Source organism: Campylobacter sp. BCW_4338 (assembly GCF_001763255.1).
GTDB lineage: Bacteria > Campylobacterota > Campylobacteria > Campylobacterales > Campylobacteraceae > Campylobacter_D > Campylobacter_D jejuni.
The window spans coordinates 22,125-46,425 of record NZ_MJYJ01000003.1 but is presented as its reverse complement, the minus strand read 5'-3'; the positions used below and the strand labels follow the sequence as shown (position 1 = coordinate 46,425).

General features: G+C 29.6%; 25 protein-coding genes and 1 pseudogene. 17 read left to right on the top strand and 9 right to left on the bottom strand.

Going from position 1 to position 24,301, the window contains the following annotated elements; genetic code table 11:
* Positions 1 to 55 precede the first annotated feature (55 nt).
* Positions 56 to 1,123 carry a radical SAM family heme chaperone HemW gene (gene hemW, locus AJN69_RS00250; RefSeq protein ID WP_070248248.1) on the bottom strand — a complete coding sequence of 356 codons (1,068 nt, stop codon included), beginning with the start codon at positions 1,121 to 1,123 and terminating at the stop codon, positions 56 to 58.
* 101 nt (positions 1,124 to 1,224) lie between these two features.
* On the opposite strand from hemW, the gene AJN69_RS00245 reads away from it, so the two are divergent.
* The 10 genes from AJN69_RS00245 to cmoA are packed head-to-tail and all read left to right on the top strand — an operon-like array spanning position 1,225 to position 10,389.
* The gene (locus AJN69_RS00245) at positions 1,225 to 1,695 is read left to right on the top strand and encodes an RNA pyrophosphohydrolase (RefSeq protein WP_044794063.1); all 471 of its coding nucleotides are present in this window, start codon (positions 1,225 to 1,227) and stop codon (positions 1,693 to 1,695) included.
* Position 1,696: 1 nt separating this feature from the next.
* Entirely contained in the window at positions 1,697 to 2,899 is a 1,203-nt protein-coding gene (locus AJN69_RS00240; RefSeq protein WP_002854935.1) for an aspartate kinase, read from the top strand.
* Positions 2,900 to 3,436: a HobA family DNA replication regulator gene (locus tag AJN69_RS00235; RefSeq protein ID WP_002861289.1), complete on the top strand. Its 537-nt coding sequence runs from the start codon at positions 2,900 to 2,902 to the stop codon at positions 3,434 to 3,436. It abuts the gene before it with no gap.
* A gap of 5 nt (positions 3,437 to 3,441) precedes the next feature.
* On the top strand, positions 3,442 to 4,041 hold the full coding sequence (locus AJN69_RS00230; protein ID WP_070252506.1) for a DNA polymerase III subunit delta': 600 nt from the start codon (positions 3,442 to 3,444) through the stop codon (positions 4,039 to 4,041).
* Position 4,042: 1 nt separating this feature from the next.
* Complete coding sequence (folP, locus tag AJN69_RS00225) at positions 4,043 to 5,185, top strand: dihydropteroate synthase (protein ID WP_070243473.1); 1,143 nt, start codon at positions 4,043 to 4,045, stop codon at positions 5,183 to 5,185.
* Positions 5,186 to 7,129, top strand: coding sequence for an NAD-dependent DNA ligase LigA (ligA, locus tag AJN69_RS00220; RefSeq protein WP_070287736.1), 1,944 nt, complete (start codon positions 5,186 to 5,188; stop codon positions 7,127 to 7,129).
* The gene (locus AJN69_RS00215; protein ID WP_079264392.1) at positions 7,110 to 8,114 is read left to right on the top strand and encodes a hypothetical protein; all 1,005 of its coding nucleotides are present in this window, start codon (positions 7,110 to 7,112) and stop codon (positions 8,112 to 8,114) included. The genes ligA and AJN69_RS00215 overlap by 20 nt, the downstream gene beginning before the upstream one ends.
* Positions 8,111 to 8,872 carry a TlyA family RNA methyltransferase gene (locus AJN69_RS00210; protein WP_002880301.1) on the top strand — a complete coding sequence of 254 codons (762 nt, stop codon included), beginning with the start codon at positions 8,111 to 8,113 and terminating at the stop codon, positions 8,870 to 8,872. Before AJN69_RS00215 ends, AJN69_RS00210 begins: the two co-directional genes overlap by 4 nt.
* The gene (locus AJN69_RS00205) at positions 8,838 to 9,692 is read left to right on the top strand and encodes a bifunctional riboflavin kinase/FAD synthetase (RefSeq protein ID WP_070233256.1); all 855 of its coding nucleotides are present in this window, start codon (positions 8,838 to 8,840) and stop codon (positions 9,690 to 9,692) included. The genes AJN69_RS00210 and AJN69_RS00205 overlap by 35 nt, the downstream gene beginning before the upstream one ends.
* Positions 9,679 to 10,389 (top strand): carboxy-S-adenosyl-L-methionine synthase CmoA, encoded by a 711-nt coding sequence (cmoA, locus tag AJN69_RS00200; protein ID WP_072225838.1) that lies wholly within the window; start codon positions 9,679 to 9,681, stop codon positions 10,387 to 10,389. The genes AJN69_RS00205 and cmoA overlap by 14 nt, the downstream gene beginning before the upstream one ends.
* Here cmoA and AJN69_RS00195 read toward each other — a convergent pair.
* Genes AJN69_RS00195 through nth form a run of 5 tightly spaced genes read right to left on the bottom strand, consistent with a single transcriptional unit; the run spans position 10,379 to position 13,006 of the window.
* Positions 10,379 to 10,600 carry an EexN family lipoprotein gene (locus AJN69_RS00195; RefSeq protein ID WP_072225837.1) on the bottom strand — a complete coding sequence of 74 codons (222 nt, stop codon included), beginning with the start codon at positions 10,598 to 10,600 and terminating at the stop codon, positions 10,379 to 10,381. The genes cmoA and AJN69_RS00195 overlap by 11 nt on opposite strands.
* Positions 10,591 to 11,031 carry an EexN family lipoprotein gene (locus AJN69_RS00190; protein WP_070248223.1) on the bottom strand — a complete coding sequence of 147 codons (441 nt, stop codon included), beginning with the start codon at positions 11,029 to 11,031 and terminating at the stop codon, positions 10,591 to 10,593. The genes AJN69_RS00195 and AJN69_RS00190 overlap by 10 nt, the downstream gene beginning before the upstream one ends.
* Positions 11,032 to 11,089: 58 nt before the next feature.
* On the bottom strand, positions 11,090 to 11,722 hold the full coding sequence (locus AJN69_RS00185; RefSeq protein ID WP_002861298.1) for a trimeric intracellular cation channel family protein: 633 nt from the start codon (positions 11,720 to 11,722) through the stop codon (positions 11,090 to 11,092).
* A gap of 10 nt (positions 11,723 to 11,732) precedes the next feature.
* On the bottom strand, positions 11,733 to 12,383 hold the full coding sequence (locus tag AJN69_RS00180; protein ID WP_044780003.1) for a DNA/RNA non-specific endonuclease: 651 nt from the start codon (positions 12,381 to 12,383) through the stop codon (positions 11,733 to 11,735).
* Positions 12,380 to 13,006, bottom strand: a complete 627-nt coding sequence (nth, locus tag AJN69_RS00175) for an endonuclease III (protein ID WP_044779333.1) — start codon at positions 13,004 to 13,006, stop codon at positions 12,380 to 12,382. The genes AJN69_RS00180 and nth overlap by 4 nt, the downstream gene beginning before the upstream one ends.
* An 80-nt stretch (positions 13,007 to 13,086) precedes the next feature.
* On the opposite strand from nth, the gene peb4 reads away from it, so the two are divergent.
* The 5 genes from peb4 (at position 13,087) to AJN69_RS00150 (ending at position 18,321) form a co-directional block, all read left to right on the top strand.
* Positions 13,087 to 13,908: a peptidylprolyl isomerase PEB4 gene (gene peb4, locus AJN69_RS00170; RefSeq protein ID WP_002931939.1), complete on the top strand. Its 822-nt coding sequence runs from the start codon at positions 13,087 to 13,089 to the stop codon at positions 13,906 to 13,908.
* Complete coding sequence (gene fbaA / locus AJN69_RS00165; protein WP_002931943.1) at positions 13,908 to 14,972, top strand: class II fructose-bisphosphate aldolase; 1,065 nt, start codon at positions 13,908 to 13,910, stop codon at positions 14,970 to 14,972. Before peb4 ends, fbaA begins: the two co-directional genes overlap by 1 nt.
* A 94-nt stretch (positions 14,973 to 15,066) precedes the next feature.
* Positions 15,067 to 16,509 (top strand): MotA/TolQ/ExbB proton channel family protein, encoded by a 1,443-nt coding sequence (locus tag AJN69_RS00160; protein WP_070209851.1) that lies wholly within the window; start codon positions 15,067 to 15,069, stop codon positions 16,507 to 16,509.
* Positions 16,506 to 17,459 (top strand): OmpA family protein, encoded by a 954-nt coding sequence (locus tag AJN69_RS00155; protein WP_070274087.1) that lies wholly within the window; start codon positions 16,506 to 16,508, stop codon positions 17,457 to 17,459. Before AJN69_RS00160 ends, AJN69_RS00155 begins: the two co-directional genes overlap by 4 nt.
* Positions 17,446 to 18,321 (top strand): 1-aminocyclopropane-1-carboxylate deaminase/D-cysteine desulfhydrase, encoded by an 876-nt coding sequence (locus AJN69_RS00150; RefSeq protein ID WP_070282680.1) that lies wholly within the window; start codon positions 17,446 to 17,448, stop codon positions 18,319 to 18,321. Before AJN69_RS00155 ends, AJN69_RS00150 begins: the two co-directional genes overlap by 14 nt.
* On the opposite strand, the gene AJN69_RS00145 is transcribed toward AJN69_RS00150, so the two are convergent.
* From AJN69_RS00145 to AJN69_RS00135, 3 genes and pseudogenes are all read right to left on the bottom strand, one after another.
* Positions 18,313 to 19,656, bottom strand: a complete 1,344-nt coding sequence (locus tag AJN69_RS00145) for a sodium-dependent transporter (protein WP_070287739.1) — start codon at positions 19,654 to 19,656, stop codon at positions 18,313 to 18,315. The genes AJN69_RS00150 and AJN69_RS00145 overlap by 9 nt on opposite strands.
* Positions 19,657 to 19,705: 49 nt before the next feature.
* Positions 19,706 to 20,358 (bottom strand): annotated as a pseudogene (locus tag AJN69_RS00140) (MOSC domain-containing protein).
* Positions 20,355 to 22,058, bottom strand: a complete 1,704-nt coding sequence (locus tag AJN69_RS00135) for a protein-disulfide reductase DsbD (RefSeq protein WP_070209854.1) — start codon at positions 22,056 to 22,058, stop codon at positions 20,355 to 20,357. The pseudogene AJN69_RS00140 and the gene AJN69_RS00135 overlap by 4 nt, the downstream one beginning before the upstream one ends.
* Before the next feature lie 93 nt (positions 22,059 to 22,151).
* Here AJN69_RS00135 and ppk2 point away from each other — a divergent pair, with 93 nt between their 5' ends.
* Complete coding sequence (gene ppk2 / locus AJN69_RS00130) at positions 22,152 to 23,033, top strand: polyphosphate kinase 2 (protein WP_053872584.1); 882 nt, start codon at positions 22,152 to 22,154, stop codon at positions 23,031 to 23,033.
* An 8-nt stretch (positions 23,034 to 23,041) separates the two neighbouring features.
* A complete protein-coding gene (locus tag AJN69_RS00125) occupies positions 23,042 to 24,232 on the top strand; it encodes a M20 family metallopeptidase (protein ID WP_070287741.1) in 1,191 nt (396 codons plus the stop codon).
* The last annotated feature ends 69 nt before the right edge of the window (positions 24,233 to 24,301 follow it).

Below are 24,301 nucleotides of genomic sequence, written 5' to 3'. Positions count from 1 at the left end.
TCATTACTCTTTGATTTGATATTTTAAATAAATATTTTACTTAAAAAACTTAAATTTAAGATGAGAGATATAAAGCAAGTTCGTCGCTAATGAGAAAATTAGGATTAAAATATCTTTTATTTTTGTAAAAAAGTTTTTTTTCTTTTAATAATATATTTATTTTGTCTTTTTGCCATTGATTGAGTTTTGTTTCATCAATCCCTACTATACTTCTAAGTCCTAAAAATAGGTGTTCTAAATTCAAGTCTTTAAAACTTAGCTGCTCTATAGATCTAAAAGTGGGATTTTCTATGTAATTTTTTAAATTTTTTGCTGTATAAAAACGCTTGTTTTCATAAAATCCTACCGCACTTAATCCACAAGCTAGGTAGTTTTTTCCTTGCCAATAAGCAAGATTATGTTTGCAAATTTGGGCTTTGGTTTTTGAAAAATTACTGATTTCATATTGAAAAAAGTCAAGTTCTAGGAGTTGTTTGATGAAAAATTTCATTAAATTAGGAGCATTTTTTTTAAAGTGTTCTTTTTTGGCAAAGGCTGTGTTTGATTCTATGGTTAAATTATAAGCACTAAGGTGTGTGATTAAAGCCTTGATTTGTTTTAAGTATAAGAGTTCAAATTCAAGCATTTTTTTATTGTCTAATTTTGTATCATAAATAAGATCTAAATTGATATTTTTAAAACCTATTTTATTTGCGTTTTCTAATGCTTTGATAATCATTTCTTGATTATGAATTCTTCCAAGAAAGTGAAGTTTTTTAGGATGAAAACTTTGAGCTCCAAAAGAAATGCGATTAACTCCTAGATTTTTCATATTTTTAAGCCAATTTAATGTTGCTGAGTTGGGATTAGCTTCGCATGAAATTTCTACATTTTTATCTAGTAAAGGATATAAAATTTTAAAAATATCTTCATAATTATACGCATCAACACAACTTGGTGTTCCTCCGCCTATGAATAAGGTTTTAATTTGATTTGATTGAATGTTAAATTGTTTTAATTGAAAAATAATATCTTCTTTTAAAGCCTTAAAATAGGCTTTTTCATAATCATTTTTTTTCAAACTTGTAAAAGCACAATAATTACATTTGCTTTCACAAAATGGAATATGGATATAAAAATGCATAAAAACCCTAAAATATTTTATTAAATTTTTTTAATGTATTTTAATAAAAATTTGATTTGATTTAGGTTAAAATTATTTCCTTTAAATTAAGGAAAAATATTGTGGAAAACGAGAAAAATTATAGACCAAATGTTGCAGCTGTTATTTTGTCAAGTTCTTATCCTTTTGAGTGTAAGATTTTTATAGCTAGAAGAAGTGATATGGATAATATTTGGCAATTTCCACAAGGAGGTATTGATAAAGGTGAAAGTGTCAAAAACGCTTTATTTAGAGAACTAAAAGAAGAAATAGGCACCGATGAGGTTGAAATCATTGCTGAGTATCCAGAATGGTTGAGTTATGATTTTCCAAGTAAAATTGTTAAAAAAATGTATCCTTATGATGGACAGATTCAAAAATATTTTTTAGTGCGTTTAAAGCACAGTGCTACAATCAATATCAATACCAAGCATCCTGAATTTGATGATTATCAATTTGTGAGTGTTAAACAAATTTTTGAAATGATTAATCATTTCAAAAAAAATATTTATGTTAAAGTGATCAAATATTTTGAAGAGAAAGGTTATATCTAAAATGCTTATAGTTCAAAAATATGGTGGAACAAGCGTTGGAACACTTGAGCGTATCGAAGCAGTAGCCAATAGGGTTATTCAGAGTGCGCAACAGGGTAATCAACTTGTTGTTGTAGTATCTGCAATGAGTGGGGTGACAAATACTCTTATCGAGCAAGCTGAATATTTTAGTAAAACTCCTAATGGTAAAGATATGGATATGCTTTTAAGTAGCGGAGAGCGTGTAACAAGCGCTTTACTTTCTATTGCTTTAAATGAAAAGGGTTATCCTGCTATATCATTTTCTGGGAGAAAAGCAGGAATTATTACAGATAGTGTTTTTACAAAGGCAAGAATTCATCATATTGATACAAAAGCGATAAAATCAGAACTTCAAAATGGTAAAATAGTCGTTATAGCGGGTTTTCAAGGTGTAGATGAGGAAGGTAATGTAACTACTTTAGGGCGTGGCGGAAGCGATTTAAGTGCTGTGGCAGTAGCAGGTGCCTTAAATGCGGATTTGTGTGAAATTTATACCGATGTTGATGGGGTTTATACAACAGATCCAAGAATTGAACCAAAGGCAAAGAAATTAGATAAAATTTCTTATGAAGAAATGCTTGAACTTGCAAGTTTGGGTGCAAAAGTTTTGCAAAATCGCTCTGTAGAGCTTGCAAAAAAATTAAATGTTAACTTAGTAACTAGAAGTAGTTTTAACAATAACGAAGGAACAATGATAACAAAGGAAGATGGAATGGAACAAGCTTTAGTAAGTGGTATTGCTTTGGATAAAAATCAAGCAAGAGTGACTTTAAGAAATGTAGAAGATAAGCCTGGAATCGCAGCTGAAATTTTTTCTGTTTTAGCAAATGAAAATATTAATGTAGATATGATTATACAAAATGTTGGAGTTGATGGCGCTACAAATTTGGGTTTTACGGTTCCTCAAAATGAACTTGAATTAGCCAAAAATGCTATGCAAAAAATTTTAAGCTCAAAAACAACTATAGAAAGTGATAGTGCTGTAGTAAAAGTTTCTATAGTCGGCGTAGGCATGAAATCACATTCAGGAGTGGCAAGTAAAGCTTTTAAAGCTTTAGCTGATGAGGGGATTAATATCGGTATGATTTCTACTAGCGAAATTAAAATTTCGATGATAGTTCATGAAAAATACGGAGAACTTGCAGTTAGAGCACTACATGAGTGCTATGGACTTGATAAATAAATGAGTGATTTTTTAAGTTTTACTCTTGAAAATATCCGCAATGGCGGAGCTTTTATGGCATGGTTGGAGTCGCGTCGTTTAGAATGGGCTCCTTTGATGGCTGCAAGACTTAAATATCTTTTAGAAGGACGCACTTTTGTCTTAATGTGCGATGAACAAAGATCTTGGTATGAAGAGTATTTTTTAAAAAATATAAATTCAAAAGCCGCTCGTCCTATGCTTCCTTTTGTGTCGTTAAATTCTTTATGCAAGAAGAAAGTACAAAGTTCAGAAGATATAGCTTTACTTAATGACTTGCTTGACATTTCTTTTCCTAATGGTTATGTGTATTTTTATATAGGAAGTGCTTCTGATAATAAATCTTTAATCGCTAAATCAAGAGATGATAGTTTATTGTGGCTTTTTGATGAGCAGTTACAAGATAGTTTTTATTTAAATTCTAAAGATAAAGACTTGGATATCAAGCTTATTAGTTTATATCAACTTTTTGATGTAAGTTTGGATGCAATATTATTTTCCAAGGTGCAATTAGGATAAATATTTTGTTTATTAGTAAGATTATTATCAGTGAAGATTTTTTAGGTATTAAAGAAGAAATGATTAATAATTTTGGTATTAAAAAATTAAGATTTTTTATGCCACAAAATGAATTTTTACTTGATGATGCAAGAGCAGTTGAAAAAGAAAGCTATATCGCAGAAACTGAAGAAAAAATTATTGTTTTAATGGCGGATTCTTATAGGATAGAAGCACAAAATTTTTTACTTAAACTTCTTGAAGAACCTCCAAAAAATATTAAATTTCTTATCGTGGTACCTTCTAAAAATTTACTTTTGCCTACTATAAAATCACGTCTTATTTGTGAAAAAAGAAAAGTTGAAAAGGAAGTTAAAAAACTTGATTTGGATCTTAAAAGAATGGATTTAAGAATGCTTTTTGATTTTTTGCAAAAAAATGAAAATTTGGATAAAAATGAACTTATGGATCAAATTGCATTACTTGCTAAAGAATGTGTGAAATATAAAGATTTTAACGCTGAAGAATTAGAGTTTTTTTATGAAAGCTATGAGCTTGCAAGATTAAATTCTAAAAGTGGGGTGCTTTTGGCTACTCTTTTGCTAAATTACTATACAAAGAAATAAAATGAAATTTTTTAAAATCAATCCAAATACCGATTTTAATTTACTTTGCTCTTTTATAAACCCTCATAAAATGGGGCAAAAGATTATGAGTAAAAAAACAAAAATTCATTTTATTTTTATCAAAGATATTTCTACTCCTGCAGCAAATATTTTAAAACAAGATGCCTTAAGAGTAGGAGCTGAGCTCATTACCCATAAAGAAATAATTACCGCAAAAATCACTCATTCAAATGCACTTTTAATGGCAAGTAAAGAACAAATTCAAAAACTTATTGCTAAAGAAAAACTTCAAGATTTTGGACTTAAAAATTTGGCTCTTTTTTTGCAAAAAGATTTTTTAAAAACAAAAAAAGCTGAGCTTATGGCAGTGATTAATGTTAATGAAGACAGTTTTAATGCAAAAAGTCGTGTGAGTGAAGAAGACTTTGAAAAAAGGCTTAATGACTTTCTTGCTTTAAGGCCTGAGTATATCGATATAGGTGCGGTTAGTTCAAGACCTGGGAGTGAGTATTGTGGCAAGGAAGAGGAATTTAAAAGACTAAAAAAAGTACTTGACTTAATTTATGAGAAAAATTATCACGAAAAAGCGATTTTTAGTTTAGATAGTTTTGATGAATATTGTCTAGAATATGCTTTAAATAAGGGTTTTAAACTTATAAATGATATTACAAGTTTAAGAAATCTTAATCTAGCCAAACTTGCAAGTAAATATGAGGCAAAATATTGCTTAATGCACATGCAAAACAATCCAAATAACATGCAAGATAATCCTTTTTATGAAGATTTACTCGATGAGATGACTTTGTTTTTTAAAGAAAAACTTGAACTTTTAGAAAGTTTTGGAGTAAAAGAAAGTATTTTAGATGTAGGTATTGGTTTTGGAAAGAGTGCGGAGCATAATATGATTTTAATCAAACACTTAGAACATTTTTTGCAATTTAATAAACCTTTACTTATAGGTGCGAGTCGCAAAAGTGTGATTAATGCGTATTTTCAAAGCGAGATTAAAGATCGTTTAGCAGGAACTTTGTATTTGCATTTAAAGGCTTTTGAAAATGGTGCTAGTATTATAAGAGTGCATGATTTATACGAGCACAAACAACTTTTTGCTTTAGCACAGGCAATGGACAATATAGGAGTTTAGATGAAAAAAGAAGAGTATTTAGAAAAAGTTGCTTTAGCAAATTTGTGGATGAGGGCATATTATGAAAAAGATGAACCCTTGGCTAGCGATGAAGAATACGATGCTTTAATCAGAGAATTAAGAGTTTTTGAAGAACAAAATAAAGATGAAATTTCAAAAGACTCTCCAACGCAAAAAATAGCTCCTACTATACAAAGCGAGTTTAAAAAAATAGCTCATTTAAAGCGTATGTGGTCGATGGAAGATGTGTTTGATGAGAGTGAGCTTAGGGCTTGGGCAAAACGCACAAAATGTGAAAAAAACTTTTTTATAGAGCCTAAATTTGACGGAGCGAGTTTAAATTTACTTTATGAAAATGGTAAATTAGTAAGCGGTGCCACTAGAGGTGATGGCGAAGTGGGCGAGGATATAACACTTAATGTTTTTGAGATAGAAAATATACCTAAAAATATAGCCTATAAAGAAAGGATAGAAATTCGTGGAGAAGTGGTGATTTTAAAAGATGATTTTGAGAAAATCAACGAAAAAAGAGCTCTTTTAAATCAAAGTTTATTTGCTAATCCACGCAATGCTGCAAGCGGGAGTTTAAGGCAGCTTGATACAAGCATCACTAAAGAAAGAAATTTGAAATTTTATCCTTGGGGAGTAGGGGAAAATACCTTAAATTTTACTAAACACAGCGAGGTGATGCAATTTATCAGAGAGCTTGGTTTTTTAAAGGATGATTTTGTAAGACTTTGCGCTAATTTAGATGAGGTTTTAAAAGCTTATGATGAGCTTTTAGCTTTAAGAGAAAAAAAGCCTATGATGATGGATGGAATGGTGGTAAGAGTTGATGATCTTGCGCTTTGTGAAGAATTAGGCTATACGGTAAAATTTCCAAAATTTATGGCAGCTTTTAAATTTCCTGCACTTGAAAAAACCACGCGTTTAATAGGCGTAAATTTACAAGTGGGAAGAAGTGGAGTGATCACTCCTGTGGCGGTTTTAGAACCTGTAAATTTAGATGGGGTTGTAGTAAAATCAGCCACACTTCATAATTTTGATGAAATTGCAAGACTTGATGTTAAAATCAATGATTTTGTAAGCGTGATAAGAAGTGGCGATGTTATCCCTAAAATTACTAAGGTTTTTAAAGAGCGTAGAGAAGGTTTAGAGATGGAAATTTTACGCCCTAAACTTTGTCCTACTTGCCAAAGTGAGCTTTTAGATGAAGGAACTTTAATAAAATGTCAAAATATAGATTGTGAGGATAGACTTGTAAATTCTATCATTCATTTTGTTTCTAAAAAATGTCTTAATATCGACGGACTTGGAGAAAATATAGTAGAACTTTTATATAAACACAAAAAAATCACTACACTTGAGAGTATTTTTCATTTAAAATTTAGTGATTTTGAAGGTTTGGAAGGCTTTAAAGAAAAGAAAATCAACAATCTTTTAAATGCTATAGAACAAGCAAGAGAATGTGAGCTTTTTCGTTTTATCACAGCTTTAGGGATAGATCATATTGGCGAGGTTGCGGCTAAAAAATTAAGCTTAAGTTTTGGTAAAGAGTGGCACAAGCAAAGCTTTGAAGCTTATGCCAATTTAGAAGGTTTTGGGGAGCAAATGGCTTTAAGTCTTTGCGAATTTACGCGTGTTAATCATACAAGAATTGATGAGTTTTACAGGCTTTTAAATTTAAAAATAGAAAAACTTGAAATTAAAAGCGATAGTGTGATTTTTGGTAAAACTTTTGTGATTACAGGAACTCTTTCACGACCAAGAGATGAGTTTAAGGCTTTAATAGAAAAGCTTGGAGGTAAGGTAAGTGGTTCGGTTTCTAAAAAGACTGACTATGTGCTTTTTGGAGAAGAGGCAGGTTCTAAGCTGAGTAAGGCTAAAGAGCTTGAAGTAAAATGTATAGATGAAAGTGCTTTTAATGAACTTGTTAAAGAATAGTTCTTATATTTTAACACTTTTAAGCCTTTTTGGATTTTTGCTAACTTGGCAAAGGAGTGCTTTTTCTCTGTTTTTTTTAATTCCTATTTTCTTAACACTTTTTTGGGAATTCTTTTTATTTTTAAAGCTTAGAAAAAATATTATAAAAGAAGCTACTTTGATTAAGGGAAGTTTGTTTTATCGTATTAGTATGGGGGATTTTTATCTTTATATTTTTAGTTTTTTCTTGGCGATTTTTGGACTTGTTTCTTTATTTTTAAATTTTTTAAATCTTGAAAAAATTGATTTAGTTTTTATATTTATAATTTTGCCTTTATTGATGATATTTTTAAAAAAAGAATTGCATTTGCAATTTGTAAATAATGCTTATAATGATTTTAGAATAGTTGTTATCGCTAGTTTTTTTACCGCTTTATTTTATGCATTTTATGGGCTTTTTTTTACTTACAATGAGCTTTTAAATTTAGAACTTTTTTCTAGGAAAATCATTGCTTATAAGAGTGCTTCTTTTGTTTATTTTGATTTTTTATCTGAATTTTTGTATTTTGTTTCAAATTTAAAACTTTTTATTTTTTCTCATTTTGGATATTTGAGCTTTAGAGCTTTAAATTTTATTTTTGATTTTTTTAATTTTTTTATGTTTTGCTCTCTTTTGGCTTTTGTTTTTAATTTTGTTTTGAAAATAAACATAAAAATAATTGTTTTATTTTTATGTTTTATCATGGTTTTAGGAAGTTATTTTTTAAAAGAGCAAAGAAATAATGCCTTAAAATCTGAACAAGAACAAATACTTTTATGGATGAATAATTTTAATTTTTTAAAAGATAATAACTTAAGTTTAATTCAAAAAGAAAAAGATCTTTTTGAAAAAGATCTTAAAGATCTTAGAGAAATTTTTAAAAAAAATGCTTTTGAAATAGGAATTTGGTGGTTTTCTAAAGAAAAAGAAGACTTGGAAAAAAGAATAAATGAGAGTTTAAAATGAGATTTGATTTTTTTGTTTCAAAGCGTTTAAATATCAGTAGAAATAAAGCTTTAGAGCTTATAGAAAATGAAGAGATTTTACTTAATGGTAAAAGTTTTAAAGCTTCTTTTGATGTGAAAAATTTTTTAGAAAATTTAAAAAAAACGCAAGATTTAAATCTTGAAGATATACTTTTAGCCAATGAGTTAAAATTGGATCTTTTAAGTGAAATTTATGTTTCAAGAGCAGCTTTGAAATTAAAAAATTTTTTAGAAGAAAATGATATTGAAATAAAACATAAAAATTGTCTTGATATAGGATCTAGCACGGGCGGTTTTGTGCAAATTTTACTTGAAAATCAGGCTTTAAAAATCACTACTCTTGATGTGGGTAGTAATCAACTCCATCCAAGTTTAAGAGCAAATGAAATAATTATCTTGCATGAAAATACAGATCTTAGAGCCTTTAAAAGTGAAGAAAAATTTGAACTTGTTACTTGTGATGTGAGTTTTATTTCTCTTATTAATTTACTTTATTATATCGATAATTTAGCTTTAAAGGAAATTATTTTACTTTTTAAACCTCAGTTTGAAGTGGGAAAAAATATCAAAAGAGATAAAAAAGGTGTTTTAAAAGATGACAAGGCAATCTTAAAGGCAAGAATGGATTTTGAAAAAGCATGTGCTAAGTTAGGTTGGCTTTTAAAAAATACGCAAAAATCAAGCATTAAAGGAAAGGAAGGTAATGTTGAATATTTTTACTACTATATCAAAAATTAATATTACTTCTTTAGCTATAGGTTGTTTTGATGGTATACATTTAGGGCATCTAAAACTTGTAAAATGTTTAGATGAGAATGGGGCTTTGTTGGTTATTAATAAATTTAAGGGTCAATTTCTTTGTTCAAATCGTCAAAAAGAAGAAATTTCAGGAAAAAAAGTTATAGAAGTGGATTTTGAAAGTATAAAATCTTTAGATGGTAAAGATTTTTTAAGCTTTTTGAAAAAAGAATTTATCAATTTGAAATTTATAGTAGTGGGATATGATTTTTCTTTCGGGAAAAATAGGGCTTATAGTGCTAAAGATATTGAGTCTTTAAGTGGGATAAAAACTATAATAGTTGATGAATTTAGTATAGGCGGAGTAGGTGTTCATGCAAGTTTAATTAAGGATTTTTTATCAAAAGCAAATTTACAAAAAGCAAAAGAATTTTTAGGAAGAGATTATAGTATTAAAGGAAAGTTGATTAAAGGACAAGGTTTGGGCTCTAAAGAACTTTTTGCGACTATAAATTTAGATTGTAAAGGCTATTTTTTGCCTCAAAATGGTGTTTATGCTACTTTGTTAAAAAGCCAAAAAAATATTTATAAAAGTGTGAGTTTTTTAGGTGTAAGATCAAGCGATGAAAATTTTGCCATAGAAAGTCATATTTTAGAGGAATTGGGTGAAAATTTCACACAAGGGGAGTTTTTCGAACTTGAGTTTATATCTTTTCTAAGAGAGAATCAGAAATTTCAAGATCTAAAAAAACTTAAAAATCAAATTGCCAAAGACATAGAACAAGCTAGAGAATTATTAAGGAAAAATGATGAAAGATGAACTTTTTAAACAAAGCCCTAAAAAACAATTTGAATTTGATAAAAGCGTGGCTAGTGTTTTTGATGATATGATTAATCGTTCTGTACCATTTTATAGGGAAAATTTAGAACTTTGTGCTAATTTATTGGCTAAAATTTTACTTGCAAATGCAAGTATTTGTGATTTGGGCTGTTCAAGTGCTAATTTTTTGATTTTGTTGGCAAATCTAAGAAAGGATTTTAAACTTTTTGGCGTGGATAATTCTGCTTCTATGCTTGAAGTTGCAAAGTCAAAAACTAAAGCTTATGGACTTGATATAAGTTTTTTTGAAGCTAATTTATGCGAATTTGATTTTTTTACTTGCGATGTTTTTGTGGCAAATTATACCATGCAGTTTATTCGTCCTCCTAAAAGACAGGAATTGCTTGATAAAATTTATAAAAATTTAAATCCTAAAGGCATTTTGATTATGAGTGAAAAAATCCTTTATGAAGATGCTTTTTTGTCTAAAAATATCATAGAACTTTATGCAGACTACAAAGAAAAACAAGGCTATTCTAAATTTGAAATTGCAGCTAAAAGAGAAGCCTTAGAAAATGTTTTAATTCCTTATAGTCAAAAAGAAAATTTAAACATGCTAGAAAAGGCAGGTTTTAAGAAAATAGAAAGTATTTTTAAATGGGCAAATTTTGAAACTTTTATAGCTTTTAAGGATTAGAGATATTTTCATTTTCCCATTCATCTTTTGGAAAACCTACCTTATACGCATTAACACAATCTTGACTGATGATAGCTTTGTGCCTGCATTCTAAACTTCTTTTTTTTGCTTCTTCAGGGTGATTTTGATAATATTCTACACTTTTGGTTTGTTCGCATGCTGCAAAAAATATACCAATAAGGCTTAAAAAAAGAGTTATTTTCATGGTAATTTTTCCTGTGTTATATTAATATCATCACTAAAGATAGAACTTTGATGGTTTTCTGTTGTTTTGGAAGGATAAATTTCAGAAGGTGTTTCTGCTATGGGCGGCATTATAATACTTTCATTATTTTCTGAACTTTGGTTAATATCTTTTGTGATTTTTTCTTTTTTTAAATCATTTTGTTTTAAAGCTTCTAATATCTGATTATCAGATTTTTTTGGTGTGTTTGGACTGTATTTACTCTCTTCATTTGTTGGCTTAATACCAATTTCTAATGCATTAATACAATCTTCGCTAAGAGTTCCGCTTTCTTTGCATTCTTTTGCTTTTTCTTTTGCTTCGCTAGGATGATTTTTGTAGTAATTTTCTGTTTTGCTATCGCAAGCTGTTATATTAATAATTATTAAAATTGTAAGTAAAATACTTAGTCTTTGCATTTATCAATCTCCTAAAAATTTTTAGCATCTTAGCAAACTTGTATAAAGCAACGATAAATTATTTTTCTTCATTATAAGAAAAAATAGGTAAAGACCATTGATATTTGATAGCTAAAAGCCTTGCAATAACTCCTATAAAAAGAGTTAAAAGTGTGCAAACTAGAGCATTAAGCTCAAGCCACATTATTAGAGAATAATAGATTGCTCCTGCAATTATGGCAATTCCTGCATAAATTTCTTTTTGAAATACCAAAGGGATTCTCATACATAAAATATCTCTTAAAATTCCACCAAAAACACCCGTAATTACAGCAGCAGCAACGGCTATGATAAACCCATGATTTTGATCTATGGCTATTTGAGCTCCAAGTATGCTAAAAACAACAAGTCCTATAGCATCAAGAGTTAGAAATAAAGTTTCAAGTTTGGTTACTACACGTGGAATTTTTGTGGCTATAAGGGCGCAAAAACAGATTAAAATAATATATTCAGGATGTTTAACCCAAGTTAAAGGATAATGTCCTAAAAGCACATCTCGTATGCTTCCACCTCCAATTGCTGTTACGAGAGCAATAAAAATAACTCCAAAAAGGTCCATTTTATGGCGTCCTGCAGCTAAAGCCCCTGTCATTCCTTCTGCGGAAATACCTATGATATAAAGAGTGGTTATTGTAAGAGCATTTATCTCCATAATTTATACCTTAAAATTTATCACAATTTATTTGATACTGTTTAATATTTTCATCATTTACTTCGTGGTTTGGTACTTGATAGCATTCTTTAAATTTCGGAGTTTTAATAATTTTTACATAAAAACTTGGTATAGCAATACGGTTTTTAATGTATTGTGGTTCTTTATCGTAAAGTACTAAATTTAAAACTTCAATACTTTGAAATTTTAAAGCCAAATTTCTTTCTCTTTGTTCGATTTCATTCCAAATTATATTATTTATTTGCGCATTTTGTGGGGTAATATTACTCATTAAAAATACTGAATTTTGGGCAGCTTTACTAAAGCTAAAAGAAGCATTGGGTGCAGTGTGTCCTCGCGTGTAGCCGCTGTTTTTATAATCACTCCAAGTAGTGCGGTATTTTTTAGGAATATTTGTATCATCTTCAAAGCGAGGGCGTTTTTTAATTTGTTTATTTTTTAAATTTGAAGCTTCTACTTTATAAGCAACGGCTTTTGTACCTTTGAGTTTATAATCATAGCAATTTAGATAAAAAAACTTATCTAAGATTTGCGAGCAATTTATGTTGTTAAAATAAGAAGAAAAAACAGCACTAGGCTCGTAAGATTCTAAGGCGAAAATATTAAGAAATATAGCGAGTAAAAAGATGAAAATTTTCATTTAAGTTCCTTATCTTTACTTTTGCAAAGATGATTTAAAAAACATTCTTTACATAAAGGTTTTTTAGCTTTACAAGTGTAGCGTCCAAAAAGAACCATGGCTTGATGAAGATAGTTAAGATTATCTTTAAATATGCGTGTTAAATCTTCTTCTGTAGCTTCTGGAGTTTTTGCTTTGCTAAGTCCTAAGCGGTGAGAAACTCTAAAAACATGAGTATCTACAGCCATGAAATTTGCTCCACACCATTCTATTAAAACCACATGGGCGGTTTTTTGTCCCACGCCTGCTAAGGATTTTAATTTCTCTTCTTCAAGGGGAATTTCTCCGTCAAAATTTTCACAAACTGATTTTGCCATTTTTATAAGATTTTGTGCTTTATTATTAAAAAATGAACAAGTTTGTATGTAGGTTTTAAGGCTTGATAAATTTGCATTTGCAAGAGATTTGATATCAGGATAAGCTTTAAAAAGATCAGGAGTGATGAGATTAACTCTTTTATCAGTGCATTGGGCTGAAAGCATCACACAGACTAATAGTTCGTATAAATTTGAAAATTTAAGTTCTGTTACAGGTTTCTCAAAATGTTTTAAAAAAAGCTCTTTGATTTCTAAATTTCTTTTCATTTTTTAATTTTAGTTAATTAGCTTTAAACCAAGTTTAGATATAATCGATTTTATATACATTTTATTAAAAAGGAAACCCAATGAAAAAAATTTCTTTAGTTGCAGCAGCTTTGATTGCAGGTGTAGCTTTAAATGTAAATGCAGCTACAGTAGCCACTGTTAATGGCAAGAGCATTAGTGATACAGAAGTAAGTGAATTTTTTGCCCCTATGCTTAGAGGACAGGATTTTAAAACTTTGCCAGATAATCAAAAAAAAGCTCTTATTCAGCAGTATATTATGCAAGACTTAATTTTGCAAGATGCTAAAAAACAAAATTTAGAAAAAGATCCTTTATACACAAAAGAACTTGATCGTGCAAAAGATGCAATACTTGTTAATGTTTATCAAGAGAAAATTTTAAATACAATTAAAATTGATGCGGCTAAAGTTAAAGCTTTTTATGATCAAAATAAAGACAAATACGTAAAACCTGCGAGAGTGCAAGCAAAACATATCTTAGTAGCGACAGAAAAAGAAGCTAAGGATATTATTAACGAACTTAAAGGTTTAAAAGGTAAAGAACTAGATGCTAAATTTAGTGAGCTTGCTAAAGAGAAATCAATTGATCCAGGTTCAAAAAACCAAGGTGGTGAGCTTGGTTGGTTTGATCAATCAACTATGGTAAAGCCTTTTACAGATGCTGCTTTTGCACTTAAAAATGGTACTATTACTACAACTCCAATAAAAACGAATTTTGGCTATCATGTAATCTTAAAAGAAAATTCGCAGGCTAAAGGTCAAATCAAATTTGATGAAGTAAAACAAGGTATTGAAAACGGACTTAAATTTGAAGAATTTAAAAAAGTTATCAATCAAAAAGGCCAAGATCTTTTAAATAGTGCTAAAGTGGAATATAAATAATGGGTGTTTTAGACATTGTAAAAGCAGGGGTGATTAGCGGAGATGAGCTTAATAAAGTTTATGACTATGCTAAAGCAGAGGGTTTTGCTATCCCTGCTGTTAATGTTGTAGGAACTGATTCTATTAATGCAGTTTTAGAATCTGCAAAAAAAGTTAACTCTCCAGTTATTATCCAGTTTTCAAATGGTGGGGCAAAATTTTATGCAGGGAAAAATTGTCCTAATGGAGAAGTTTTAGGTGCAATTAGTGGGGCTAAACATGTACATTTACTTGCTAAAGCTTATGGTGTACCTGTGATTTTACACACTGATCATGCCGCAAGAAAACTTTTACCTTGGATTGATGGGCTTATTGAGGCAAATGCACAATATAAAAAAACCCATGGACAAGCTTTATTTAGTTCCCATATGCTTGATCTTAGCGAAGAAAGTTTAGAAGAAAATCTTAACACTTGTGAAGTCTATCTTCAAAAACTTGATGCTTTAGGTGTCGCACTTGAAATAGAACTAGGTTGTACAGGTGGCGAAGAAGATGGAGTGGATAATACAGGTATTGATAATTCTAAGCTTTATACCCAACCAGAAGATGTAGCACTTGCATATGAAAGACTTGGAAAAATTAGTGATAAATTTTCAATTGCAGCAAGCTTTGGAAATGTACATGGAGTTTACAAACCAGGAAATGTTAGCTTACAACCTGAAATTTTAAAAAATTCGCAAAAATTTGTCAAAGATAAATTTGCTTTAAAAAATGATAAGCCTATAAATTTTGTATTTCATGGTGGTAGCGGTAGCGAGCTAAAAGATATTAAAAATGCAGTAAGTTATGGCGTAATTAAGATGAATATTGACACAGATACCCAGTGGGCTTTTTGGGATGGGGTACGTGAATATGAACTTAAAAATAGGGCTTATTTGCAAGGACAAATTGGAAATCCAGAAGGTGATGACAAGCCAAATAAAAAATACTATGATCCGCGTGTTTGGTTAAGGAGTGGTGAAGAAAGCATGATAAAGCGTCTTGAAGTCGCTTTTGAAGATTTAAACTGTATAAACAAAAACTAAGCATTTTAAAGGCTTAGTTTTATTTTGTTTTAAAAATTTTTATCAAATTAAGTAGCAATCTTTAAAATAAAATTTTTATTGAGGTATTGGTTTCATGGAGATTAAATCAGATGAAATTTCAGAACTTGTTTTGCCTGAAGGCAAAGATGCAAGAGGTTCTTTGGTTTATTTTAAAATTATTTTTATTCCAGCTTTTCTTTATATTTTGATTTTATTAGGTTATTTTAATGTAATTGACTTTAAGGTTGAATTACATACGGTTATTATGACAGGTGTGATTTTTTTTACAGCATTGATTTTTGCTAGACATAGTGCTGAGTATGCGTATAGTATTTTTGAGCAACAAAAAGATGAATTTAAACAGGCTTTAAAAAGACATATTATGAGGCATTTTCTTGCCATAGGGAAAGACACGAAATCAAATGCCAATTTTGATGACTTTGCTTATACATATATTAAAGGTGCAAGAAATGAGAATTTTGCTAGTATAGGTTCGGCAATTTTTCCAATGATGGGAATTTTAGGAACTTTTATCAGCATAGCTTTTTCAATGCCAAATTTTAGTTCTAGTGATACAGCCGCTTTAGAACAAGAAATTGCAGATTTGTTAAGTGGAGTAGGAACTGCTTTTTATGTTTCAATTTATGGAATTTTTCTTGCATTATGGTGGATGTTTTTTGAAAAATATGGTAAAAGTAAAATAGATCGTTTACTAAATCGTCAAAAAAACGCTACAAGTGGATTTTTTTGGACAAAAGAAGAGCTTGATCAAAGATATTTAACTGAGAGTTTGCAACATTTTGAAAAAATTGGAGCAATTTTTAAACAAGTTAGCAATGATGATTTTTTTGCAGAGCTTGATCATGCTATTGATAGAAAATTTGGCATTTTTCAAGATATGCTAAATGTAGAAGAAAAAGCTATTAGATTAAGTAGTGAACACATCAAACAAACCATGGGTGAGCTTAGTAAAGCACAAAGAGATCAACGCGATCTTGGAAAGCTTTATAGTGAAATGTTAAATGGCATAGGTTTGCTCAATCAAAATTTGAAAGAAATCAATACAAGAATGTCAGAACAATATAATCGCTTGCTCGATATCAGTAGTGATAAAATTCATCATCTTGATAAGACGCTAAGTGCATTCGATGAAAAAGTAGAGCGTTTTGGCAAAAATTTTGAACTTTATGAAAAAGCAATGTTGGAAAGTCAAGAAAAGGTTTTTGAGGGATTTAAAGCAAGCTTGTTTGAAGGTATGCATAAATTTAAGGAAGTATATGAAGAAGAAAAAAGTATCGATGCTAAAATCAAAATGATGGATGAGCTTAAAAAAGAAATGAAAGCACTTGATGAAGAAACAAGTCAAATGATGAGTAAGCTTTCTGGGGATGGAAATCAAAATAAAGAAAATGAAACCAAACAAATAGAAGATTTTTCAGAGTCTAAGACTGAAGAAAATCAAGATGAAATTCAAGCAGAAATATCTAAGCAAGAAAGCAATGATGAGTTAAAAAATGAAGATAAAGAAAATAAATGAAAAATGAGTCAAAAGAAGATAGCAATTTTTGGATAGCTTATGCTGATTTAATGGCAGGATTGCTGTTTGTTTTTATTTTGCTAATAGGTGCTATTGTTGTAAAATATGTTTTAACTCAAAGTGATTTAAAAGAAATTAAAGACAATCTCAATAAACAAGAGGCACGCTTAGAGGAGAGCAAAGAAGAGCTTAGAAATAAAGAAGCTATAGTGTTTAAACTAAGTTCTGATTTAAACAATGCTTCTAGTGCTTTAAATCTTGCTAATTCTCAAAAAGCAGAATTAGAGGCTAATATTACAAATTACAAGCAGTTAAGTAAAGATTTGAACTCAACTTTAGATAATAAAGATAAGCAAATTTTGATTTTACTAGGTCAATTAGAGAAAAAAGATGAAGAGCTTAAAAATTTACAAGAAGATTTTCAAAAAGCTAAAGAAAAGGTGCAAAATCTTAGTTTGATTCGTGAAAATTTAAGCAAGGAATTACAAAGCAAACTTGATAATAATATCACTATAGATGAAAAGACAGGATCTATTGCTTTGCCTGCTGAAGTACTTTTTGATAAAGATTCTTATGTGTTAAAAAATGAGGCAAAGGCAAGTTTGAGAAAAATCTTAAGCGAATATTTTGATGCTATTCTTGAAGATCCAAAAATTTCTTCTAACATTGAAAATATCATTATTGAAGGACATACTGATAGTGATGGGTCTTATATTTATAATTTAGATTTGTCGCAAAAAAGAGCTTATGAGGTGATGAATTTTATCTATACTTTTTATAAGAGTGATAAGCTTCAAAAGCTTTTAATGGCAAGTGGACGTTCTTTTTCAGATCCTGTGTTTATTAACGGAGTTGAAGATAAGGATAAGAGTCGTCGCATAGAGATAAAATTTAGCATTAAAAATGATAATGCTTTAAAAGATGTAGAAAAATTCTTTGAATTTCATTAAAACAATTAGTCCTATACAAAAAATCAATTTTAACGGATTTGAATTTTATATTAAAAGAGATGATTTATTAGGAGAAATTAATGGAAATAAAGCTAGGAAACTTGCTTTTTATATCCATCAAAGATATCCGAAAAATCAATCTTTTATAAGTTATGGAGGAAGCCAAAGTAATGCTTTGGCGGCATTAAGTATTTTTGCTAAACAAAGATCATATAAGCTTGTTTTTGCTTGTGAAAAAATTTCTACTTTTCTTAAGAATAATCCTTGTGGAAACTATGCTTTAGCTTTAGAAAATGGTGTTAATTTTGTAGAAAATATCCATTCTTTATCCTTAAAGCAATTTGCCTTGTCTTTGTGTAAAAAAGATGATATTTTTATAGAACAAGGTATAGCTAATTTAGAAGCTCAATATGGCTATATGGAGCTTGCTCAAGAAATTCAAATGCAAAGTCAAAGTTTAAAGCTTGATTTTGATATTTTTTTACCTTCGGGTACAGGCACTTCGGCAGCCTTTTTGGCAAAGTATTCTAAATTTAAAGTATTTACTTGCGCTTGTGTAGGTGATATTAAATATCTTAAAAAACAAATTTTAACATTAGATCCAAGCTATGATTTTTCAAATTTAGAAATTTTAACAAGTGATAAAAAATATCACTTTGCTAAGCCGTATAAAGAATTTTATGAGCTTTATATGGATTTAAAGTTAAAGTGCAATATAGAATTTGATTTGTTGTATGATATTTTAGGATTAAGTATAGCATTAAAACAAGAGTGGAAAAAACCATTGCTTTATATACATCAAGGTGGAATTTTAGGAAATTCCGCTATGTTAGAGAGATATAAATTTAAAAAATTAGTTTAAAATTCCATAGATAAAAATGATTAAAATAATCAAAGGTACTATATATTTTACATAATAAAACCAAACTCCAAACCATGGACTTTTAAGTGTATTGTTATTGCTAAGTTCTTTTAGACTTTCTTGTTTGCCTAAAATCCAACCTACATAAATGCAACAAAAAAATGCAGTTAAAACAAACAAAATATTTCCACTAATGAAATCAAAACTATCAAAAATGTTTTTTCCTTTGATGATAACAATATCACGCCAAGGCCCATAAGTTAGAATACAAGGAAGATTGCCAAGTATGAAGATAAACCCTAGAGTTAGGTTAATAGAAAGATTTTTAGAATATTTAAATTTTTCTTCTAATACGCTAATAATAACTTGATAAATTGGTAAGCTTGTGGTTAAGGCTGCAATCAAGAGTAAGACAAAAAATAAAATACACACAATGGTACCAAAATGGATATGAGAAAATGCTATAGGTAAAGTTTCAAAAACCAAAGAAGGTCCGCTATCTGGAGCAAGTCCTGCTGAGAAAAGTGCTGGAAAAATCATAAAACCAGCCAAAACAGCTATGATAGTATTTAAAACCCCTGTATAAATAGCGGTTTTTGCCATATTTTCATTTTTATTAAGATGAGATGAAAGTGTTATCATCACCCCAAAACCTAGGGATAAAGCAAAAAAGACTTGCCCTAAAACATCGATTAAAAGTTTTGGTGATAAAATTTTACTAAAATCAGGTTCAAGATAAAATTTAACTCCAGCTATAGCTCCATCAAGGGTTAAATTGCGTCCCACAACAATAATAAGACAGATAAATAATAAAGGCATTAAAAATTTGACGGATTTTTCTATACCATCTATAATGCCTCTTTTTAAAATAATATAATTAATAATTACAAAAACAGTGGTAAAAATACCGACCCCCAAAGGATTGAAGGCTATCTTGTCGTTAAAAAACTGATGAGTAAATTCTTTGCTTACTACATTGGCAAGGCTAAAATTCCCTAGGGTTAATTCCCAAATATAAACTAAAACCCATCCTCCAAGTACCATGTAGTAAGCCATTATGCCAAAGCTTCCTAAAAGTCCCATATATCCAATACTTTGCCATTTTTGTTTAAAAGCATCTATGCTATTTATCATCGCTTTTCTGCCTATGACATTTTCAACTAAAATAACAGGAATGCCTATGATAATCATGGCTATACAAAAAACTAATACATAAGCACCGCCACCATTTTCTCCTGCAAGATAGGGAAAACGCCAAGTTGCTCCAAATCCTATGGTTGCTCCAGCAACTGTTAGAATATAAGTTAGTGTGCTACTCCATGTTTGTCTTTGCATGATTATCCTTTCAAAAAAAATTATTTTACCTAAAAATAACTTTAAAAACTTATAAGCTATCCATATAGCTTATATCGTAAGTATTTTTTAAGCGTTTGTGTATCGTTTCGTGCCAATTTTGAGATATGAGAGAGTTTAATTTTTCTAATTTATCTAATAAATTCGGATTTTGCTTAAGAATTTGATGCGGGGAGTAAAAAAGTTGATTGAGTTCAAATACACTAAGTGAAGTAGAATTTTTTCTAAAATTTTAATGTTTTCATGCTTTCGTATTTGTCCAACTTGTAAAACTTTATAATACCATCCACTCAAGCCCGTTTTAAAAATTTCATGTGTAAAATTTGGATTATTGTGAATTTTAGAAATTTTTACACAAGGTTTTCTAGGTTCGCTTACTTGCAGTATTGCATTTGAAATTTGATGTATATCACCTAGCAAACATTTTGTTCGCAAAGCCCATCGATGCTCAAATTTTCACCCATTGAGCCAAAATTTAACTTAATCTTTCGCATATAGGATAGTTTTGACAAGAGTTGGCAAAAATAGCCTTATGGTAGCCTCCATGATGAATTTTATCAGCTATTCGATCATCTAAAATGCCTAGAAATCAATTTGTTTTTTTAGGTAAATATCTTTAATAAATGCACTTTGGAAATTTTTATAGTTTTTAATTTTCCCTATTTGTAAACCTTGAATTTTCATGGTTCTAGTTTTTTTAATAAATCATCAGCACTGATAAAACCCGTGATTTTTAATTTTTCTTTTCCATTTTCAAAGAAAATTAAAACAGGTGGGCCAAAAACATTAAATTCTTTCATGGTTTTAATTTGTTCATTATTATTTTCGCTTACATCAACTTTGATAAGTTTGTAATTTTGCATTTTTTGTATGATTCTTTCATCGCTAAAGGTTAATTCATCTAAAAGTTTGCAATTTTCACACCAAGATGCAGTAAAATCAAGCATTATGGGCTTTGTATTTGTTTGTATTTCTTGCTTTAATTGTTCAAAATTGTTGATATAATCATAGCTTAAAGCAGGTTTTGAGGCAGATATAGTATTGAAATTTAAAGGATTTAAGAAATTTTTAGCCCCAAAAAGTCCCCCTAGGAAAATACTTAGAGAATAAGCTAAAATAAGAATTAAAATACTTTTTTTAATTTTAGAAATTATTGTAAAACTTTTTTCAAAAATTCCCATAAAAACACTAAAAAATACACCTAAAATTCCATAAGCAATTAAAATGTAATTTTCTTCAATAATTCTAGAAAGTATCCAAATAGCCATAGCCAACATAACAAAAGCAAAGAAAATTTTTACTTTTTCCATCCAAAAACTAGGTTTAATAAAACCTAATCCTAAGCCTATGAAAAGCAAAGGTATACCCATGCCAAAACTCATGATAAAAAGCGCACTACCACCTAATAAAGCATTGCCTGTATTGGCTATATAAATTAAAGCACCTGCTAAAGGGGCTGCTACGCAAGGACCTACTATTAAAGCAGATAAAAATCCCATAATAGCTATACCTACAACTCCCTTTCCTTTTTCGCTTTTTTTATGTATAAAGGTTTGAAATCTTAATGGTAATTCGAAACGAAAAGCTCCAAACATAGCAAAAGCAAAAGCTATGAAAATTAGAGCAAAAAGAATTAAAATAATAGGTTTTTGTAAAATTCCTTGAATACTTGCTCCTAGAAAACTTGCTATAACTCCAGCAATAGCGTAGGCTAAAGACATGAAAAAAACATAGATAAAAGAGAGAAAAAAACTATGTTTTTTTGAAAATTTAGCATTACTTTTTGCTATGATAAGAGAAGATAAAATCGGAATCATAGGTAAAATACAAGGTGTTAAGGAGAGTAAAAGTCCATAGCCAAAAAAACTTAGTAAAATCCAAAAAAAGTTATCTGTTGCTAAAAAATTTGCTATAGAGCTTTCTTCAGATTCAATTTTAGTTTTTTTATCTGTTTTTTGAGCTTTATAAGGTTTTGAAATTTCAAAAGTATCTTTTTTAGAAATGAGATCAAAGTACCAAGTTTGAGGATTATAACACAAGCCTTGTTCAGAACAACCTTGAAATTCGAGTTTGATTAAATTTGTAGTATTTTTTGCAAAGTGCTCTAGTAGTAAATTTGGCAAAGCTAAATTTAATTTTTGATAATAAACATTTTCATTGCCTCTTGTAGAGCTTTGAGGTAGATTAATCAAAGAACTTATATCTTTTTCATTTATATATAATTTAAGTTTATTAGAATAAAGATAAATATCTTTTCCAAGTTCAATATCAATTGAGATAGAACTATTATAAGAGTTTGATTTTACATTAAAAGCTTCATTTAAAGACAATATAGAAGCAAAACATAAGCAAAAACTTAATAAAATAATACCAAAAATACGCATAAATTTCCTAAAAACTTATTTTTCCTTTATCTTTAGCTTCAATTATAATTTATTATGATAAATTTACTTTAAATACTTTATAAAGGTTTGAAAATGCAAGAAAATAATTCTTCAAAAACACAAGGGGCTGTTAAAAAGAATGAAATTTATATTTCTGTTAAAAGAAAGAAAAGTACAATAGAATATGAAAAAGATTTAAAGAATTTGCAAATTGAGCTTTTGAAATTTCAAAATCATGTTAAAGCCAAGGGTTTAAAGGTTCTTATACTTATAGAAGGACGCGATGCAGCTGGAAAAGGTGGGGCGATTAAACGTTTGATTGAGCATTTAAACCCGCGTGGTTGCCGCGTTGTGGCTCTTGAAAAACCTAGTGATGTGGAAAAAACACAGTGGTATTTTCAGCGTTATATAGCACATTTGCCCTCGGCCGGTGAGATTGTGATTTTTGACAGATCTTGGTATAATCGTGCAGGAGTAGAACCGGTTATGGGTTTTTGTACACCGCAACAACATAAAGATTTTTTAAGAGAAGTGTCTTTGTTTGAAAATATGATTTCAAATAGTGATATTATTTTTTTTAAATTTTATTTTTCAGTATCAAAAGACGAGCAAAAAAAACGTTTTGAAAAACGCCGAAGTGATCCACTTAAACAATATAAATTATCTCCTGTAGATCAAAAATCACAAGAATTATGGGATAAATATACTTTAGCTAAATACTCTATGCTTTTAGCATCTAATACTCCAACTTGTCCTTGGACTATTATTTCTTCAGATGATAAGAAAAAAGCAAGATTAAATTTATTGCGTTTTATACTTTCTAAGGTAGAATATCCAAATAAAAAAACTGGAGATTTTTCCAAAATTGATGCAAAATTAGTGCGTAGTGGAGAAGAAGAAATACGAAAAATGGAGGCGAATTTGGAAAAACTTGACAGTAAAAAAGCAGATGAGAAAATAAAAGATTTAGATTAAGGAAAAGAATGCATAAGCTGGTTGAAAATTTAGCACTAAAGTACTATGATAAAGTAGTTGATTTAAGACATCAAATTCATATGCATCCTGAGCTTGAATTTGAAGAAGAAAATACAGCTCATTTAGTGTGTAAAATTTTAGATGAGTTTGGCATTAAATATCAAAAAAATATTGCAAAAACAGGAATTTTAGCTATTATAGAAGGAAAAAAGAAGAGTCAGAAAAAACCAAAATGCGTTCTTTTAAGAGCGGATATGGATGCTTTGCCTGTACAAGAAAAAACTAATCTAAGTTATGCTTCAAAAATTGATGGTAAGATGCACGCATGTGGACATGATGGACATACAGCAGGACTTTTGGGAGCTGCTTTGATATTAAATGAGCTCAAAGATGAATTTTGTGGCACGATTAAGTTTATGTTTCAGCCCGCAGAAGAGGGAAGCGGTGGAGCTAAACCTATGATAGAATCAGGTGTATTGGAAAATCCTTATGTTGATGCGGTTTTTGGTTGTCATTTATGGGGGCCTTTGCTTGAAAATACTGCTCAAATTGTAAGTGGCGAAATGATGGCTGGAACGGATATTTTTGATTTGGAATTTATTGGCAGAGGAGGGCATGGAGCTCATCCGCATACTTGTATAGATCCTATAATTATGGCAACGCAATTTGTAAATAATATACAAAGTGTTGTTTCTAGGCGTTTAGCCCCTTATGAAGCAGGGGTGATTACCGTAGGTCAAATTTGTGCAGGAACTACTTATAATGTTATTCCTGCAAATGCTTATTTAAAAGGAACTGTGCGCTTTTTAAATGATAAAACACAAGATATTTTAAAAAGTTCTCTAGAAGAAGTAGCTGCTGCTACAGCAAAATCTAATGGCGGAGATTATAAGCTTAAATATACTAAAGAATTTCCTCCATTGATTAATGATGAAAAGGCTGCTTTGATAGCAAGAAAAGCTTTTGCAAAGGTCTTAGGAGAAGAAAATATTATTATTTCTTCTAAGCCTGACATGGGGGCTGAAGATTTTGCTTTTTTAACACGAGAAAGAATGGGAGCTTATGTATTTGTTGGAATTTCAAAGGATTTAAATCATCCAGCTTTACATCATAGTTCTACTTTTTGTTGGGATGATAAAAATTTAAAAGTCTTAATGCAAGGTGATGTGATGATGGCTTTAGAATTTTTAAATTTATAAAATGGAATTAAAAATTCACAAAAAATTCACAAAAAATGAGTAAAATTTAATCTTGATTTTTCTTTAGGA

What these genes read in the sequence shown, in the direction of transcription:
- hemW (WP_070248248.1), bottom strand. Translation starts at nt 1,123, where the DNA reads ATGCATTTTTATATCCATATTCCATTTTGTGAAAGCAAATGTAATTAT.
- AJN69_RS00240 (WP_002854935.1), top strand. Translation starts at nt 1,697, where the DNA reads ATGCTTATAGTTCAAAAATATGGTGGAACAAGCGTTGGAACACTTGAG.
- AJN69_RS00235 (WP_002861289.1), top strand. Translation starts at nt 2,900, where the DNA reads ATGAGTGATTTTTTAAGTTTTACTCTTGAAAATATCCGCAATGGCGGA.
- folP (WP_070243473.1), top strand. Translation starts at nt 4,043, where the DNA reads ATGAAATTTTTTAAAATCAATCCAAATACCGATTTTAATTTACTTTGC.
- ligA (WP_070287736.1), top strand. Translation starts at nt 5,186, where the DNA reads ATGAAAAAAGAAGAGTATTTAGAAAAAGTTGCTTTAGCAAATTTGTGG.
- AJN69_RS00215 (WP_079264392.1), top strand. Translation starts at nt 7,110, where the DNA reads ATGAACTTGTTAAAGAATAGTTCTTATATTTTAACACTTTTAAGCCTT.
- AJN69_RS00210 (WP_002880301.1), top strand. Translation starts at nt 8,111, where the DNA reads ATGAGATTTGATTTTTTTGTTTCAAAGCGTTTAAATATCAGTAGAAAT.
- AJN69_RS00205 (WP_070233256.1), top strand. Translation starts at nt 8,838, where the DNA reads ATGTTGAATATTTTTACTACTATATCAAAAATTAATATTACTTCTTTA.
- cmoA (WP_072225838.1), top strand. Translation starts at nt 9,679, where the DNA reads ATGATGAAAGATGAACTTTTTAAACAAAGCCCTAAAAAACAATTTGAA.
- AJN69_RS00190 (WP_070248223.1), bottom strand. Translation starts at nt 11,031, where the DNA reads ATGCAAAGACTAAGTATTTTACTTACAATTTTAATAATTATTAATATA.
- AJN69_RS00185 (WP_002861298.1), bottom strand. Translation starts at nt 11,722, where the DNA reads ATGGAGATAAATGCTCTTACAATAACCACTCTTTATATCATAGGTATT.
- AJN69_RS00180 (WP_044780003.1), bottom strand. Translation starts at nt 12,383, where the DNA reads ATGAAAATTTTCATCTTTTTACTCGCTATATTTCTTAATATTTTCGCC.
- nth (WP_044779333.1), bottom strand. Translation starts at nt 13,006, where the DNA reads ATGAAAAGAAATTTAGAAATCAAAGAGCTTTTTTTAAAACATTTTGAG.
- peb4 (WP_002931939.1), top strand. Translation starts at nt 13,087, where the DNA reads ATGAAAAAAATTTCTTTAGTTGCAGCAGCTTTGATTGCAGGTGTAGCT.
- fbaA (WP_002931943.1), top strand. Translation starts at nt 13,908, where the DNA reads ATGGGTGTTTTAGACATTGTAAAAGCAGGGGTGATTAGCGGAGATGAG.
- AJN69_RS00160 (WP_070209851.1), top strand. Translation starts at nt 15,067, where the DNA reads ATGGAGATTAAATCAGATGAAATTTCAGAACTTGTTTTGCCTGAAGGC.
- AJN69_RS00155 (WP_070274087.1), top strand. Translation starts at nt 16,506, where the DNA reads ATGAAAAATGAGTCAAAAGAAGATAGCAATTTTTGGATAGCTTATGCT.
- AJN69_RS00145 (WP_070287739.1), bottom strand. Translation starts at nt 19,656, where the DNA reads ATGCAAAGACAAACATGGAGTAGCACACTAACTTATATTCTAACAGTT.
- AJN69_RS00135 (WP_070209854.1), bottom strand. Translation starts at nt 22,058, where the DNA reads ATGCGTATTTTTGGTATTATTTTATTAAGTTTTTGCTTATGTTTTGCT.
- ppk2 (WP_053872584.1), top strand. Translation starts at nt 22,152, where the DNA reads ATGCAAGAAAATAATTCTTCAAAAACACAAGGGGCTGTTAAAAAGAAT.
- AJN69_RS00125 (WP_070287741.1), top strand. Translation starts at nt 23,042, where the DNA reads ATGCATAAGCTGGTTGAAAATTTAGCACTAAAGTACTATGATAAAGTA.